The following is a 16100-nucleotide window of genomic DNA, read 5'->3' as shown; positions in this document are numbered from 1 at the left end:
CTTACGTCACTCCTTCGTTAGATTTGAATGCTATATAACCTCAGCTTGATCTCCCGGTTTTCTGCCCGTGAGCTCGGCGAGCTTTTGATCCAGCCGCTGCTGCAGCTCCGCCTTTTTGCGCGCCAGATCCTGAAGCCGCTCTTCATGCAGACCGAGACTGTGCGCATACGTCTTCACCCTGATCTTGATCGAGCCGCCCGGTTTGTTGGCGTCGATATCATGCAGCGCCGAATACGGCGTCCCGGCCGTCGATATGATCGATTCGATCAGGCCGTAGGTAGGCGCATCATGGCCGCATTTGAAGCTGGACAAGTCCAATACCGCCACATTGGGATGACGCGCGGCGAACTTGGCCGCCCATACTTTTTGCACGCTGTTGGAGCTGAAATTTTCAGGCCATACATCGCTGACTTCGAGAGCATATTCGACGCGGCCGCTCTTCAGATCTTCGCTGAAAAAGCGCTGCAGCCATGCCTCGTCTTTCGGAATGGCGCGCATGGACAATACAGGGTAACCGAGCACCTGGAACTCTTCGAGCACGCCGTGATTCAATCCGGGGTCGGAATGATAAGGGCGGCCAATCATCAGAATGGCAAGACGATTTTCCTGCTCGATCTGCTCCAGGATCTCCTTGCCCTTCTCCTGCATTTCGGCATCGAACCGATCCATCGCCTTCCATCCCTGCTCTGCGGCAAAATCGCTCTCGTCTTCGGTGATCTGCAGCTGCTCGGCGAATGCTTCGAACAGCTGTTTTTTCAGCATGTTCGGTTCGGTGAAGGTAACCGCCGGGTCCAGGTAGGTGATTCCTCTCGTCTCGAAAAAATCGACTTCCTTGGTGAAGGCGGCTTTGATCACGTTCGGAGCGCCCGCCACAATCGGGCAGCTTGCCGAGTCCATCACATTGTGAAGATGGGTCGGAATATGCGTGATGCACGGGAAAAAGATGTAATCCAGCGGTTTGGACTCATGGTGCTTGAACAGCAGATTATGGACATGGGCCTGGGCCACTTTCGACGGATAGCAAGGATCGATCGAGCCATATTTTCCGCCTTCCTGCCACATTTCCTCGCTCGTGTTATCACTGAATACGATGTTGCGCTTATCGATGCCGAGCGTCTCGAAATACGTGCGCCAGAACGGAGCGGTGGACCAAATGTTCAGTACTTTCGGTATCCCGATCCGGATCCGCTGGCGCCGCTCCATCGACTCGGCGGAAGAGCGTGCGAACGGACGCCTCTGCGGTATTTTGCGCATGCCAAATCCGAACAAGCGGCGTGTCAACAGGACGTCCTCCATCTCCAGCCCCGCTTCCGGAAGCGGTTCCGCATCGTAGAAGTGCTGGAACATGCGCCGTGCTTCATATTCGACGAGATTCGGATAATGCTTTTTCAACGCTTGCCGCTCTTTCGTTAATTTCACGACCGCTTCCTGATCTTCCACCGTTCCTTTTTCACAAGAGAACCCGCTAATATAACGGGCCGTCTGGCCGTCCGGCGTCTCGGAATCGATAAACGTCCGGCTGCAGTGGTTGGGACAAAAATTGCAGCGGGTCGATTCATCGTTGCGGCTTACATAACGCAGATCAATCGCGGCATCCAGGCCCAAGAAGCTGGAATAGCCCCGCCGCTTCACCACGCGCAGCGTTTCCATGGCGGCTCCGATCGCCCCCGCTTCCCCCGGATGCGGATGAACGTATACCTCGGCATCGGGAACCCGCTCCTTGATATAGTCGACCTGGGCCTTGACGGCTGCCAGATTGTATTGGGTTCCGCCCTGCAGCACGAACTTGCGCCCGAGTTCGGACATGCGCGGAATCTGCACGACATACTGCCATACGTTTTTGGGCAGGACGAGAGCGAGTCCAGCGAGCAATTCCTCCTTCGAATACCCTTCCTTCTGAAAATTGACCCGGTCCGCATCGAGGAATACCGCGCACCCGTATGAAAATTTGGGACTCAAATCGGCATGAAAAGCCGTATTTGCATACTCTTGAACCGGAATGCCGAACTGATCCGCCATCGCTTGCAGGAGCATTCCGTTGCCGGCGGAGCATTGATTGGACAGCTTGAAATTGCGAATATCCCGGTTTTTGAGGAAGAGAACCTTGATGTCCTGACCGCCGATATCGCAAATCACATCGATGTCGCCGAATTGGTGAACGGCGCTCATCATATGCGCGACCGTCTCTACAATGTTCACGTCTGCACGCAACGTTTTTTCCAGCACGTCTGCGGCGTATCCCGTAGCGCCGAAGCCGATAATCTCCAGCTCGGCCCCTTGTCTCATCAGCGTATCCCGGATCCGCTTCAGCATTTCTTTCGTATCTTCCAGCGGATTGCCTTTGGACAGCTGATATTCTTTCAGCAGAATATCCCCTTGTTCATCGACCAGAACGGCTTTGGACGAAGTGGAACCGCCATCTAATCCAATGACCGCCCTTACCTTCTGACCTGGCGCGAACGTAGCGGAAGTGAACTTGGGAATGCTGTAGCTCCGGCGGAACTGCTCCAGATCCGCTTCGCTGGCCACCAGCGGCGGGCCTGCCTTCTCGCCCAGCTTCGCCTTGCGGCCGTGGGCAATGAACTCCTTCAGCATCTCCAATCCCGTGTATAAGCCGACATCCGCCGGTTCATGCAGGCCGTACAGGACAGCGCCGTAAGCCGCATAATACTGCGAATTATCCGGAACGAAGATCAAGCTGTCGATGGGCACATCTGTCGGATATTCGTAGCCCCGCTCCTTCCAGGTCTGAGGAATTCGCAACCGCCAGCATTCCTGCAAGAAAGGCAAATAGGTATTCGGCCCGCCCAGCAGCAGGACCCGGTGCCGCAGCGTGTTGCCCCGAGTGAGCACGGAGAGGTTTTGCATGACGATGGCATCTGCGAGCGAGCACATGATCTCCCCTGATGGAATGCCGCTTTTCACAAGATTAACGATATCCGTTTCGGCAAATACGCCGCACTTGGCGGCGACATGGTGCAATTTCGAATCGTCAAAGCGCAGCTTGCCTACTTCTTCTGCAGGCATCCCTACTTTAATCATGCACTTGTCGATCGTGGCGCCCGTACCGGAGGCGCATTTGTCATTCATCGAGGTAAGCGCCTGCTTATTGCCCGTTTCCTTGTTTTCCTTGAAAATAATAATCTTCGCATCCTGCCCTCCGAGTTCGATAACGCTCCCGACATCGGGATGGAGATGCTCCACGGCCATCGTGACCGCATTGACCTCCTGCACGAATTTCGCGCCGATATGAGGAGCGACAGGACCACTGCCGGAGCCGGTCGCAAAGACACGGATATTTTCCGGCTTCACATCCGGAAATTCGTTGCCGATGGCAACCAGCAACTCTAACACTTTTTCTGCCTGCTTCGTATGATGGCGCTGATAATCCGACCATACGATCTGCTTGCTGTCTGGATCCACCACGGTCGCTTTGACTGTCGTCGAGCCGACGTCAATTCCAATAATGAGGGAATCCAGCTCTGGGGTTCTCGTTGTCATTCGATTACCTCCTTATCCCAGTTCAAGTTTTGCTTAGTGTACACATCAAGTGTGATATTTATCACACCAAACATTCATATGATCTACATTGGAGTTCTCTCGCGGCAAAAAAAAGAAACCATAAAGGCAGCGTGAGCGACTGCTCAAGCTGCTTTGATGGCTTCAGGAACGCAAGGAAGCGACTCCAAAAAAGATCTCGTCCATTTCCGTTTTAATTTTTTTCGTGATGGCCTGCTGTTCCTCTGCGGTTATTTCCTCTTTGGAATATCCGAATAAATAATTGTCTAAATCGAACGCTTTGAGCCGGCACTTCGTATGGAATATGTTGTCTTGATACACATTGACATCGATCAGATCGAATTGCCGGATGATGCTGTCGTCAAGATAGTCTTGTATCGAGCGGATATCGTGATCGATATATAATTTGCGGCCATCGATATCGCGCGTGAACCCCCGAACCCGGTAATCAATCGTCATAATATCGGTGTCGAAGGAGTCAATCAAATAATTCAAGGCTTTCAAGGGCGAGATTTCGCCGCAAGTGGCTACATCGATATCCGCTCGGAAGGTGCTGATCCCTTCATTCGGGTGGTATTCGGGATACGTGTGAACCGTAATATGGCTTTTATCCAACTGCATGACCACCGCCTCGGGAAGAGGCTCGGGAATTGCGTCGGATGATGTGCGGGGAACCTCGATCACGGGTCCCTCGGATACGAGCATGGTCACGCTCGCTCCTTGAGGAACATAATCTTGCTTGGCGGTGTTGACGATATTCGCGCCAATCATCTCGGTTACGGTCTCCAATATCTCCGTTAACCGGTCTGCGTTATATTGTTCGTCGATATACTCGATATAAGCTTCACGCTCTTCTTTGGTCTTCGTATAACAAATATCGTACATATTGAAGCTTAATGATTTTGTCAAATTGTTGAAGCCGTGCAGCTTGATTCGCGGTTTTGTTTTGGCTTCCATGACGGAGCCGCTCCTTTCTGATTCGAATCTGTCGCCAAGCCTGTGTCTTTAATGCCGTATCGCCGGGATGGGACCAGATGCGGGGTGCGAAATATGAAGCCGGCAATCCTCATCTACAGAGGCAAAAAAGATATCTTTCGCTAGCAAACCTTTGGCTTGCATCTGTGATTCCAGCCATGTCATATCTTTTTTCAAGTAGGACAGCACTTCTTCGGAAACCGAACCATCCACGATGATCGGGTAAGCAAGTCCCTTTTTTGTTTTGGCGATTCCCAAATCCTCTGCGGTAACGGTTGTTTTTTGCGGTTTTTTGTACACCGTTAATTTGCCGTTCGCCTCCAGCACGGCGAGTTCGACGTCATCTATATTGAACACATCTTTCTCTCGCAGCATCTGAAGGATGTTATCGACGGAATAACGCCCTTTTCTCAGATTTCGCTTGACCATCTGTCCTGGTGCACGACGACGGTCGGCGCGAAGGCAATCCATTTGCGGAATTTTCTTGATCTGATGGCAAGAGAAGAGACGGCTCTCTGCATAAGGCCAATGAGAACGATAGCAAAAAAAGTATGAAGATGCTCGATCTTCGGATCGGCGATATCGGCGCCGACTACGGCACCCAGCGCGATAATGACGAGAAAATCGAATACCGGCAATTCGCCGATAGATCGCTTCCCCATATACGGTGTAACTATTAATATAAGCGGAAATATCGGGGCGATTCGTCCCGTAATCAGCAATAATTCTTTTACCGTCTCCATTCTTCACCTTCTCGCTATCAAGATGGGCTGCTATTACAGTATCCCTCGTTCCCGCCGATTGTTATGCAAGATGACGGTCGAAATGGCGCTTTGAATAGAAAAGGCCGCCGGATATGCTCCAGCAGCCTCTGTCTGTATCGATACGTTCAACCTATAACGTTGCCTATAAATTTTTCCAATGTGCCGATATTCGTAATGCTCTTGTTGCAGGCGTCGCTATCCATGCATACATAGTTGCCGATGGCCTTGTAGTAATCAGGCGAGGCGTTCGCCGGCTTCGATTTCGTTACCGCCGAGAATAACGCGACCTCTTGATGCCGGTTGCACAAAAAGCATACGCTCTTCTTGCTCGTCGGGGTATATCTTCCTTCGATGCCGACTAGCTGGCCGTTCAGATGGTACACAAAGAACATTCGATTCGTCGCGATGTCGGTCCAGCCCACATAGGTGACATAGCGGAAATCGATGTCAGCGGCATTGGGAACCTTCAGCTTTTTGATTTTAGGGAACAGCTTCCTGATCTGCTTTTCCGTCACGGGCGCAAATTCCGTCATGTACGGCACCAGCGACTCCAAATAGTCCTGGAATTCCACCGTTGAATGCAGCGTCGAGATTTTCTCCAGCGCTTGCTTCTGCGCCTCTTCCGCATCCGGGAACGCTTCGACGATTTTGGTGAGCGTGCTGTATCGTACCGATTCCACGACTTTCGGATCGGTCACCGTGTTGCAGGCATGCTGCAGAAGATCGGTCTGCTTCTTAATCAGATTATATTGATGGTTTCTAATAAATGGTTTCAACATTGCTTTACAGCCCCTTATTTTTGATGGAATGGAAATAAGGTGCAAAGCCCATTATTAGAAACGATATCAAGCTCTCTCGGGCGACATGTCCTTATGATCACTGTCCGCCCCATGCAAAGTATCGCCCCAATATTAGGCTTTGCATGAGTCGTTGCCGATTCCGGCAAACTGCTTTGCCATTTCTACCGACCTCCCTTGTGCTGTCCATTATAAGGGGAATACGGCCTGAACGGCAACTCCCTTTTTTTGCGGCCGAGCAGCTTATCTTTCTCTCTTCCATGAATCCTTGAGAGAGACTATCCGGTTGAACACGCGTCTGTCCTCCGTCGTATATTTCGTATCGAGGCAGAAATAGCCGTGCCGCACGAACTGAACTTTTTCAGTGGCGGAAGCGTCCTTTAAGGCGGGCTCCAGCACGGCGTGCTTCATTTGGACGAGCGAATGAGGATTGACCAGCTCCTCCCAGCAGTTTCCCGACTCCTTCAGCACGGCGGAAGGCCGCAGCAGCGCATCGTACACATGAACCTCAGCCGGAATGCCATGCGCCGCAGACACCCAGTGAATCGTCGCTTTCACCTTTCTGGCGTTGAATCCGGACCCGCTCTTGGTCGCGGGATCATAGGTACAGTGCAGTTCCTCGATCTCCCCCGTCACCGGCTCCTTCACCACCTGCTCGCACCGGATGAAGTACGCCCCCTTCAGCCGCACCTCCGTTCCTGGAGACAGCCGGTGGAACCCGGCAATCGGCTCCTCCATGAAGTCTTCCTTCTCGATGAACAGCTCTCTGGCGAAGGGCACCTCCCTGGTGCTTAACGCTTCATCTCCTTCTTTATTTTTAAGGCGGAGTATTTCCGTCCGATCTTCCGGATAGTTGGTTATAATCACCTTCAACGGGTTCAGGACAGCCATATAACCGATCGTTCTCTCCTTCAAATCCTGGCGGATAAAATGATCGAGCATGGCAGAGTCAATGACGCTGTTCTGTCTCAGGATCCCGATCTCCTCCATAAATCGTGCAATGCTGTCCGGGGTGACCCCTCTGCGCCGCAGCCCGCGGAGAGTGGGAAGACGCGGATCATCCCAGCCGTCCACGAAGCCCCCTTCCACCAGCTCGCGCAAATACCGCTTGCTTGTCACCATCCCGGATAGACTTAATCGTCCGAATTCCCGCTGCTTCGGCGGCTCCGGAGCTTCCAGCTCACGGAGCACCCATTCATACAGCGGACGATGGTCTTTGAACTCGGCAGAACAGAAGGAATGGGTAATTCCTTCGATCCAATCCTGAATCGGGTGGGCAAAATCATACATTGGATAGATGCACCAGTCATTCCCCGTCCGATAGTGCTCCGCATGCACGATACGATATAGCACGGGATCCCGCAGATTCAGGTTGGGCGAGGACATATCGATTTTGGCGCGAAGCACTTTGGATGCGGCCGGGAAATCTCCCTTCCGCATTCGTTCGAACAAGAGCAGGCTCTCCTCCACGGGCCGATTGCGGAATGGGCTATCTGTTCCCGGTTCGGTCAATGTCCCTCTGTATTCGGTCATTTGTTCGGGCGTCAGATCGCAGACGTAAGCTTTCCCCTTGTGAATCAGCTTGACGGCATACTCATATATTTGTTCCGAATAGTCCGAACCGAAGTAGACCGCCGGTTCATATCCCAGCCACTCGATGTCTTCCCGGATCGCATCCACATATTTGTTATCCTCCTTCAGCGGATTCGTGTCATCAAAGCGCAGATGAAACGCCCCGTTATACTTGCTCGCAATAGAATGATTCACATGGATCGCATACGCGCTCCCGATATGCAGATACCCGTTCGGTTCCGGGGGGAATCTTGTGGCGACAGGTCTGTGATACTCCCCTTGCGCGATATCATCCCGCACCAGCTTTTCCAAAAAATTCGCGGCTTCCGCCGTTTCCTTGCCAGGATTCATCATGCACAACCTCCTTGTATGGTTTGTTCTTCATGCAGGAAAATAAAAAAATCCCGCCTCCAAGACTGCTGTCTTGGGGACGAGATTTGCTGTCGCGGTGCCACCCCGGTTCGCCGATATATCGCTATATCCGCCTCATCAGGTACGGCAGCCGCATCGGATGCTTATACCCTAGCTCTGTAACAGGAGCACCTGTCGCACCATCCCGGCAACCCGTTCCGATGCGCCGCTCAGAGGCTTGGTTCAACGAAGGGAATCCTGCTCCTTTTCAGCTGCCGGAGCTCTCTGCAAGGCTTCCTCATTCATCTACTCTTCTCTTCATGGCGTTTCTTATTTGGTACATAGTATCATCAATGATGACGAAAGTAAACATACGCGGCAGCGATCGGTTTTACTCCTCGGACCAATCAATATAATACCTCCCCAATCGTTCATTCATCTGTTCATATATCTGGCTTGCAAATGAGGGAAAATGTCGGTTAGCAATGTGCCTGCGACAAGCGGAATGGAGAGATACAGTTTGTCTATATCCATCGTTCATCACTGCCAATTGCTCGCAATCCAATGCTTCGGCATGGAGCAGCCGTTCAACCAGGTGGCGCAAGACCGTATTCACGCCCACATTTATTTCCGCACTTCAGATCTTGGCAAGTCAAGCGCCTCAATCCGATTCCTTCCTTTCTATTTTTTTGACGGGGATTTTTTGTGAATCTGCCAACGGGATATCGTGTGAGTTGCGTGAACTGCTCCCTGTGATCAGTGCCGTATTTGGAATCGGCGCATTCTGGTATACTTGGTACAGGCGTACAAATTTCAGTCCGAAGCAGGTGTACAGTACATATGAATACCGTTCTAATCGATCCTCAACGCTGTCCGTTATGCGGACAGCCCAATCATTGCGCGTATGCGGCCGGGCGGCCTCATACCGAATGCTGGTGCATGAAGCGCTCCGTTCCCCAGGAGCTGCTGGAGAAGATACCGGCGGAACAGCGCCGGAAAGCATGCGTGTGCGAAGAGTGCGTCAAAGCGTTCGTGGAGAAAAATAAAGATTGACATCGAGAGCACTGCCATTTTATGATGAATGTATATTTTGGAAAAGGAGGTTGATGAAGATGACATGGAATCAAGCTGCGGCATTGCAATTGCATATCGATTGGGAACAGTCTCTCGTCGGCCTCTACGGAGTGAGAACAAGATAATCGGGTGATCCCCCTCGCGGGGAGGCTTAATCGGTTGCTTGCCGTAGACGATGACGTCTATGGCTTTTTATTATGATCAAATGGCCGCGGGACGAGAGTCTGCGGTCTTTTTTATTTTGTATTATTCAATAAACTCGAACGGAAATGAGAAAGGAATTACGATATATATGCATACGGATAATTTTATATATGGCAGTGACCTGCCTGCTCAAGAATGCTATTACCGCACCATCGAGCTGCCTGCCGGCACGCTCCACGTTTATGCCAATAACGCTCTTTATCAAGATCTGGGGGCCAAAGTATTTGAAATGGCCAACAATAATTTGCAAATCCCGAACCGTGTCTATATGAGCTATACGCCGGACGTCCATGTCGGTGTCGGCACCTGCATCGGCACGACCGCCGTATGGAACGCCAGTGATGGTTATGTCTCCCCTTCTATCGTTGGGAGCGATATCGGATGCGGCATGCGGGTGCATCTGACGAATGTCCACCGCGACGCCTTGCAGGATGTGAAGCTGCGGCGCAAGCTGGTGAAGGCGATCGAGAAGCTGGTTCCTGTCGACTCTCATGCGCGCGGCCATTTCTCGGACATCCGCCTGGAGCATGTGCTGGTCAAAGGGCTTCATGGCTTGCCCAAAAAATACGTGCCGGACTCGTATACGCCGAAAAAGATGACCTCCCTCACCCATGTGGAACACAGCAAATTCGCGTTCGACGCAGAGATGCTGAACGAGATGCCGGCCGCAGCATGGCATCGTTCCCACCGCCAGCTCGGAACGCTCGGCGGCGGCAACCACTTCGCGGAAATCCAGGCGGTGGAGATCGATGAGTCGAACCGGGATACGGCCGAAGCTTGGGGATTGTTCGACGGCCAGGTCATCGTCATGATCCATTCCGGATCGCGAGCCTGGGGCGGCGCTGTCAGTCAGCAGTGCAGCAAAGAGATGGCGCAATGGATGCGGTCAGCCGGTGTCGGGACGGCCGATCCAAGGTTAGTGTTCGCCCCGTTGTCGGAGCCGGTGGCGGAGCGCTATGTCCATCTGATGTATTCAGCGCTGAACTATGCGGTTGTGAACCGCCATCTGATGGCGTTCGGCATTCGCGAAGCGTTCCGCGATGTGCTCGGGTCGAAGGTCGAGATGACAACGTTGTATGATTTGATGCACAACTATGCATGGGAAGAAAGTCATAACGGACGCCGCATGTTCGTGCACCGCAAAGGGGCGACTCGCGCGCTGCCGCCGCACCATCCGGATAATCCGAAGCCGTATGCGGCGACCGGACATCCGGCGCTTATCCCGGGTTCCATGGGCAGCGCATCTTACTTGATGGTCGGCCGTGACCCAGGTGCGGCGAACTACTACTCCATCTGCCACGGCGCAGGGCGCGTCCGTTCGCGCAGCGCCACGAAGCAGCTTGTGACCGTAGACGAGTTCGCGGCCTCGCTTCAGGTCGGCACGGACGACGAAGTCGTCGTGAATCAGCGCATGCTGGAGTCGATTATCGACGAAGCGCCGCAAGCCTACAAGGATGTGGAGCAGATTATCGAGAGCGTCGTCGGAGCAGGTCTTGCCGGCGTCGTGGCAAGATGCAAGCCATTGGCGACAGTCAAAGGCGGTTAACGCTTACACTAAAGAGGAGTAGTGGAGGGCCGGATGGAGTTTGTGATGAAAAAAAGCGCATTTCAAACGATCGAGCAGTTGATTCAAGCGATAGACATCGTTCCGCGAAGACATGCGACGCTGGTCATCGGAATCGATGGCTGCGGCGGCTCGGGCAAAAGCACACTCGCATCTCAATTAGCGGCGGAATGTCCGAATGCAACCGTTGTGCATATGGACGATTTTTATTTGCCATTCGCTGATATCGTCGAAGGCTCCCCGATGGAGAAGCCCGTCGGCGCGGATTTCGATTGGCAGCGCATGCGGCGCCAAGTGCTGTGCCCACTCAGCCAAGACCGGGAAGGCCGCTATCAACGGTATGATTGGGATAGCGATACATTGGCGGAATGGCATACGGTTCCGGTGGGCGGGGTGGTCATTGTGGAAGGAGTGTACTCCATCCGGCACGAATTGGCGGAGCAATACGATGTTGCGATATGGGTCGATTGCCCAAGAGAGACGAGACTGTCGAGAGGACTAGCTAGAGACGGAGAAGGAGCGCGCGATATGTGGGTGACTAATTGGATGGTTGCGGAGGACATCTATATGGCGAAGCACCTCCCCCATCAAAGAGCCGACCTGGTGGTCTACGGGACGGAAAATGGAGGTACCTCGGTACCCGGGCTAAAGGCCAAGCCGATCATTGATATGATGCAATATTGAAGCTTATATGGACGGAAAAGATGCGTTTGTGAAGGAACTGGAAAAAAGAGCATTGCATTGGTATATGAATCATTAGCGCTGCGATGAAATAGGAGAATCTGAATGATTTTGAGGGGCAGTCATGCGGACCGGGAATCCGTTAATCGTGTACAAATAACGGAACCAAGGTCCGCACTGCTCCTATTTTCTATTGCTGAAAAATATCTTTCGTTCCTTGCGCCCGGTTCATTCTTGAAAAATCAACTTTGGCAAAGGCAATCGTCGAGAGCAATAAAAATAAGATCCCGAATGAAATGATAAAGATGATGCCCAGTTGAGGAGTTATCACAAAATCACTTACTTTAAACGCGAGCTGTTCGGCGACTAACTCGTCTGGCGGCAAAGACATTTTTTCTAAACTAAGCGCTCTGAAAAATGCCGCGGCATAGGTCATCGGATTAAACAACGCCATATACTGCAAGCCGTCCGGCAGCAAGCTAAGCGGAATGTACACGCCGCATAAAAAAGTGAACGGCGTTGTAACGGCGACCGAGACAATCTGAAAGGTCTGCGAATTTTTGGCTAATGTCGCTAAAAATAATCCGAACGCCGAAAATACAAGTCCGACTAAAATCATGAAGCCGATAATGGCAAAGGGGGTCAAAATGGATGCATAGGTCATGCCGATACAATAACCGATGATCAAAATCATAATCCCTTGGAACGTAGCAATCGTTGCCGAGGCCAGCATTTGTCCGGCCGCGATCTGTATTCTTTTGACAGGACTAACAAGCACTTCTTTCATATACCCGGACACGATATCTTCGATCGTCGAGGTTGCGATATTCAGCGATGTCTGGAACACGACAATGATTACAATACCGGCCAGCACATAATGTAACGGATTGGTTATCGATGTGCTTGCGAAAGCGGAGCTTAACAAATATAAATAAAAAAACGGCATTATCAGCATTAAAACCAATTGCACACGATTTCTGATAAATAGTTTGACATTTCGAAACCATATCGCCGCAACAATGCGCATCCCCAGTTACCCCCTTATATCCTTGCCCGTAATTTCAAGAAACACATCGTTTAACGTACCTTTTTTAATTTCGATATCGGTAATCGCCGGCCGATGTTCGCTGACGATGTCCAGCAGGTCGGATAATCGGGTAAATTCTGCGGCGAAGTAACCGTTTTTTCTCTCATAGCTCATCTCAAAATGTTGCAACAAGTATTCTAATGCACGCTCGTCGCTGCTAGCGATATGAACTTTGTCTTTGGTGTATCGCTGCTTCAATGCGTGCGGCTCATCGAACGCAATAATTTTGCCGTGGTCCATAACAGCCACTTTATTGCAAATTTCAGCCTCGTCCATATAATGAGTCGTTAAAAATATCGTCAAATTTTTCTCCTTTTGGAGCTTGATAATGTACTCCCAAGTATTCGCTCTCGTCTGCGGATCAAGCCCTGTCGTAGGTTCATCCAAAAACAAAACTTTAGGAAAATGCAGGAGGCTTCTGGCGATCTCGACTCTTCTTTTCATGCCTCCCGACAAGCTGCCGGCCATTGCCTTTTTCCAGTCCGTCATATCAACGATCTCCAGCACAAAATCAATACGCTCATTCATAATGGATTTCGGCAAACCGTAAAAATAGCAGTGCATCTTCAAATTTTCTTCAACCGTCATTTTGTTGTCGAGGGTTGAGTCTTGGAACACAACCCCAATCACGCTTCGGACCTTGTCTTTATCCCGGTTTACATCCTTGCCGTCGATAAGCAGCACGCCCGACGTTTTCTCCATGATCGTACATAAGGTGTTGATTGTAGTGCTTTTGCCCGCGCCGTTAGGTCCTAAAAAACCGAAGATGCTTCCACTCTCGACTTCAAAGGATACCCGGTCGACCGCTGTGAAATCCCCATATTTCTTCACAAAATCTTTCACCACGATAATGTTGTCCATCCCAATCACCGCTTCCTAATTTTCATTGCAATTTCCATTTTTCAGAGATCGGCCGAATTTACCAATCATATAGTCGAAACTGCCTTTTTCCGCTCCCAACATTTTTTCCATCATGGAAGTAAATGCAATTGCTTTGGTCATCAATTCATCGGGCTGCCACTGGAAAATTCCTTCGTCAAATATAAATTGGGAAGACACCAGCAGGATTTCGACCGTTTCTTTGGGATAAGGAGTATCGAACACCCCTTCCGCTATTCCTTGTTCAATGACTTCCGTCAAGACTGGGGTTAGTTGAAGAATCGTTTCTATCAAGCTTTTCTGATGCATTTCCGCATTGTTCACTTGGTGCAGCTGCTCGATCATTTGTTCCTTCCGGCCTGCGTCCGGCTGCTGCGACATCATGATCTGAAATATTTTGTCATGAGCCGTCAGCTCGGGATGGGCGGCGACTGCCTTAGCGGCTTCGACTCCGAAGTCAATAAAACGCATGACAATCGCGTCCATGACCTCTTCCTTGGATTGAAAGTAATAATAGAACGTGCCCTTGGCGATCCCAACCATGTGCAAAATATCGTTAACCGTTGTTTTGGAAAAACCTTTTGTCGTGAAAAGCAACTCGGCGGCGTCCAATATTTCGTTTCTTCGTTCTTCCGGTTTTTTAGAAATCCTCATTGTTCATACCCCCACGCACCCGACTGACTGTCGGTCGATAAGAATCTTAACATTTTTCCAGTTCGTAAGTCAAGGGCATTTTTGCCAGTTCTTCAGTGTTGACCCTACGGCACGGACGGCTCGTTCGCTGCCATTTCCCCCATTTCCTGATTAAAATCCCTGCTTTATTCACACACTAACCGCAGTTGAGGAGGTTGAGGGCATGTACATTAAAGAAACCGACCTGCCAGGCATCGGTCATAAATACGAAATGGTAACGCAAAGCAGCGATAGGCTGGTCGTTGTCATCCATGATGACGGCCGGCGCGAAATGTATCATTTTGATAACCATGATCAGGATGATTGCACATCCATGGTTACGCTCGAGGATGAAGAAGCAAGACAACTTGCGGCGATCGTCGGGGGAATGACTTACCGGCCGAAGGCATTGGAGACGATGGATGTCGCTTTAGAGGATTTGACGATTGAATGGTACAGAGTCGCGCCTGATGCTGCCTGTGTCGGCAGCACGATCGGCCAAGCGAATATCCGTCAGACGGCGGGAGTCACGATTATTGCCGCTATTGAGAAAGGCGCCAAGCATATCAATCCCGGTCCGGAGTATACCTTTAAGGCAGACACGATCCTCGTCGTTGCGGGCGAACGCCACCAATTGAAGCAGTTGAAGCAGCTGCTGCAAACCGGGAGACGCTGATCATGGATCATCTCGTACTGGAAGTTGGACTTGCCGTTCTTCTCATTGCCCTGGTTGGACTGCTCGCGGCCAGCATTCGGACTTCGGTCATTCCTTTTTATATTTTGGTCGGCATGGCCGTAGGCCCCCATGCGCCGCATATTGGCGCATTCGACTTCCGATTTATCGAGAGCGCGGAGGTCATTGCATTTATGGGACGGCTTGGCGTGCTTTTTCTGCTGTTCTATTTGGGGCTGGAGTTTTCAATCGGCCGCTTAATGAAATCAGGCCGCTCCATCGTCATGGGCGGAACGATCTATATCCTTATTAACTTTACTTTAGGCTTGCTCTATGGGTGGGTCAACGGCTTCCCTATTGAGGAAACGATGGTTATGGCCGGCATTACGACTATTTCATCCAGCGCGATTGTGGCGAAGGTGCTCGTCGATCTGAAGCGAACGGCCAATCCCGAGACCGAGATGATTTTGGGCATCATCATGTTCGAGGACATTTTCCTGGCGGTATACATCTCCGTCCTGTCCGGGCTGGTCCTGAGCGACTCGTCCTCTGTCGGCGGCGTCATATTGTCAGCCTTGTATGCTCTGGGATTCATGCTTCTCTTGCTGATTGCAGGGCGCTCAGCTGCGCCTCTTCTGAATAAGGTCTTCAACATCCGTTCGAATGAATTGTTTTTGCTGCTTGTGTTCGGCTTCTTATTCCTCGTAGCCGGGTTCTCGGAGACGATTCACGTAGCGGAAGCGATCGGAGCGCTGCTGACCGGGCTCATACTCGCTGAGACGATGCACATGAAACGAATCGAGCAGCTGATTTTGCCGTTCCGTGATTTCTTCGGCGCGCTGTTCTTCTTCAGCTTCGGACTGACCATCGTTCCTTCCGCGCTCGGCGGAGCCTTGTGGCTGTCGGTGGGAGCCGTAGCGGTGACCTTGTTCGGCAACTTCCTGGCCGGTATGCTTGCTGGCAAGAGCGCAGGCTTGTCGCCCAAGGCGTCGGCCAATATCGGACTGACCATTGTATCCCGCGGCGAGTTCTCCATTATCATGGCGAACCTCGGCAAATCCGGCGGACTGCTTGAGCTGCTCCAGCCCTTCGCTGCGCTGTACGTCCTCATCCTTGCCATTTTGGGGCCGCTGTTGACGAAGGAATCCCGGCTCATTTTCAGAGGCTTGAACAAAATTTTTCGCTGGGAAAAAAGCAAAGGAAGCGTTCACAAGCGAGCGGAATAATCCGCCGGCAATAGGTCATATGCGTCGATGGCTCAATGGAAGCCGCAGCCGGTTTGCGAAGA

The 16100-nt window shown here is 51.4% G+C and carries 14 protein-coding genes and 1 other annotated feature; of the genes, 5 read left to right on the top strand and 9 right to left on the bottom strand.

Annotation, left to right across the window (positions count from 1 at the left end):
- Window positions 1–30 precede the first annotated feature (30 nt).
- The 6 genes from NNL35_RS17250 to NNL35_RS17230 form a co-directional block, all read right to left on the bottom strand.
- Window positions 31–3501 carry a BadF/BadG/BcrA/BcrD ATPase family protein gene (locus tag NNL35_RS17250; RefSeq protein WP_006677416.1) on the bottom strand — a complete coding sequence of 1157 codons (3471 nt, stop codon included), beginning with the start codon at window positions 3499–3501 and terminating at the stop codon, window positions 31–33.
- 162 nt (window positions 3502–3663) lie between these two features.
- Window positions 3664–4476, bottom strand: coding sequence for an adenosylmethionine decarboxylase (gene speD, locus NNL35_RS17245; RefSeq protein WP_006677417.1), 813 nt, complete (start codon window positions 4474–4476; stop codon window positions 3664–3666).
- Window positions 4477–4524: 48 nt separating this feature from the next.
- A complete protein-coding gene (locus NNL35_RS30535) occupies window positions 4525–4869 on the bottom strand; it encodes a DUF421 domain-containing protein (RefSeq protein ID WP_338111479.1) in 345 nt (114 codons plus the stop codon).
- 35 nt (window positions 4870–4904) lie between these two features.
- Entirely contained in the window at window positions 4905–5237 is a 333-nt protein-coding gene (locus NNL35_RS30530; RefSeq protein WP_337999306.1) for a DUF421 domain-containing protein, read from the bottom strand.
- 146 nt (window positions 5238–5383) lie between these two features.
- Entirely contained in the window at window positions 5384–6037 is a 654-nt protein-coding gene (locus NNL35_RS17235; RefSeq protein ID WP_006677418.1) for a FusB/FusC family EF-G-binding protein, read from the bottom strand.
- Between the two features lie 261 nt (window positions 6038–6298).
- A complete protein-coding gene (locus NNL35_RS17230; RefSeq protein ID WP_006677419.1) occupies window positions 6299–7978 on the bottom strand; it encodes a glutamine--tRNA ligase/YqeY domain fusion protein in 1680 nt (559 codons plus the stop codon).
- A 72-nt stretch (window positions 7979–8050) separates the two neighbouring features.
- Window positions 8051–8309 (bottom strand) — a binding site (T-box leader).
- 509 nt (window positions 8310–8818) lie between these two features.
- Between NNL35_RS17230 and NNL35_RS17225 the strand changes: the two genes are divergently transcribed.
- The 3 genes from NNL35_RS17225 to NNL35_RS17215 all read left to right on the top strand — a co-directional run bounded on the left by NNL35_RS17225 (window position 8819) and on the right by NNL35_RS17215 (window position 11504).
- Entirely contained in the window at window positions 8819–9031 is a 213-nt protein-coding gene (locus tag NNL35_RS17225) for a cysteine-rich CWC family protein (RefSeq protein ID WP_006677421.1), read from the top strand.
- Window positions 9032–9344: 313 nt separating this feature from the next.
- A complete protein-coding gene (locus tag NNL35_RS17220) occupies window positions 9345–10802 on the top strand; it encodes an RtcB family protein (protein WP_050979427.1) in 1458 nt (485 codons plus the stop codon).
- A 33-nt stretch (window positions 10803–10835) separates the two neighbouring features.
- Window positions 10836–11504: a uridine kinase family protein gene (locus NNL35_RS17215; RefSeq protein WP_006677423.1), complete on the top strand. Its 669-nt coding sequence runs from the start codon at window positions 10836–10838 to the stop codon at window positions 11502–11504.
- 187 nt (window positions 11505–11691) lie between these two features.
- Here NNL35_RS17215 and NNL35_RS17210 read toward each other — a convergent pair whose 3' ends face one another.
- The 3 genes from NNL35_RS17210 to NNL35_RS17200 are packed head-to-tail and all read right to left on the bottom strand — an operon-like array spanning window position 11692 to window position 14121.
- Window positions 11692–12528 (bottom strand): ABC transporter permease, encoded by an 837-nt coding sequence (locus NNL35_RS17210; RefSeq protein ID WP_006677424.1) that lies wholly within the window; start codon window positions 12526–12528, stop codon window positions 11692–11694.
- A gap of 6 nt (window positions 12529–12534) precedes the next feature.
- Window positions 12535–13449, bottom strand: coding sequence for an ABC transporter ATP-binding protein (locus tag NNL35_RS17205; protein ID WP_006677425.1), 915 nt, complete (start codon window positions 13447–13449; stop codon window positions 12535–12537).
- Window positions 13450–13464: 15 nt separating this feature from the next.
- A complete protein-coding gene (locus NNL35_RS17200; protein ID WP_006677426.1) occupies window positions 13465–14121 on the bottom strand; it encodes a TetR/AcrR family transcriptional regulator in 657 nt (218 codons plus the stop codon).
- A 202-nt stretch (window positions 14122–14323) separates the two neighbouring features.
- Between NNL35_RS17200 and NNL35_RS17195 the strand changes: the two genes are divergently transcribed.
- Both NNL35_RS17195 and NNL35_RS17190 read left to right on the top strand, forming a co-directional pair.
- A complete protein-coding gene (locus tag NNL35_RS17195; protein ID WP_006677427.1) occupies window positions 14324–14815 on the top strand; it encodes a cation:proton antiporter regulatory subunit in 492 nt (163 codons plus the stop codon).
- Window positions 14816–14817: 2 nt separating this feature from the next.
- Window positions 14818–16038, top strand: coding sequence for a cation:proton antiporter (locus tag NNL35_RS17190; protein ID WP_006677428.1), 1221 nt, complete (start codon window positions 14818–14820; stop codon window positions 16036–16038).
- The last annotated feature ends 62 nt before the right edge of the window (window positions 16039–16100 follow it).

The organism is Paenibacillus dendritiformis, assembly GCF_945605565.1.
Lineage (GTDB): Bacteria > Bacillota > Bacilli > Paenibacillales > Paenibacillaceae > Paenibacillus_B > Paenibacillus_B dendritiformis_A.
Note: the sequence above shows the minus strand (reverse complement) of the source record. Positions and strands in the feature narration are given on the sequence as shown.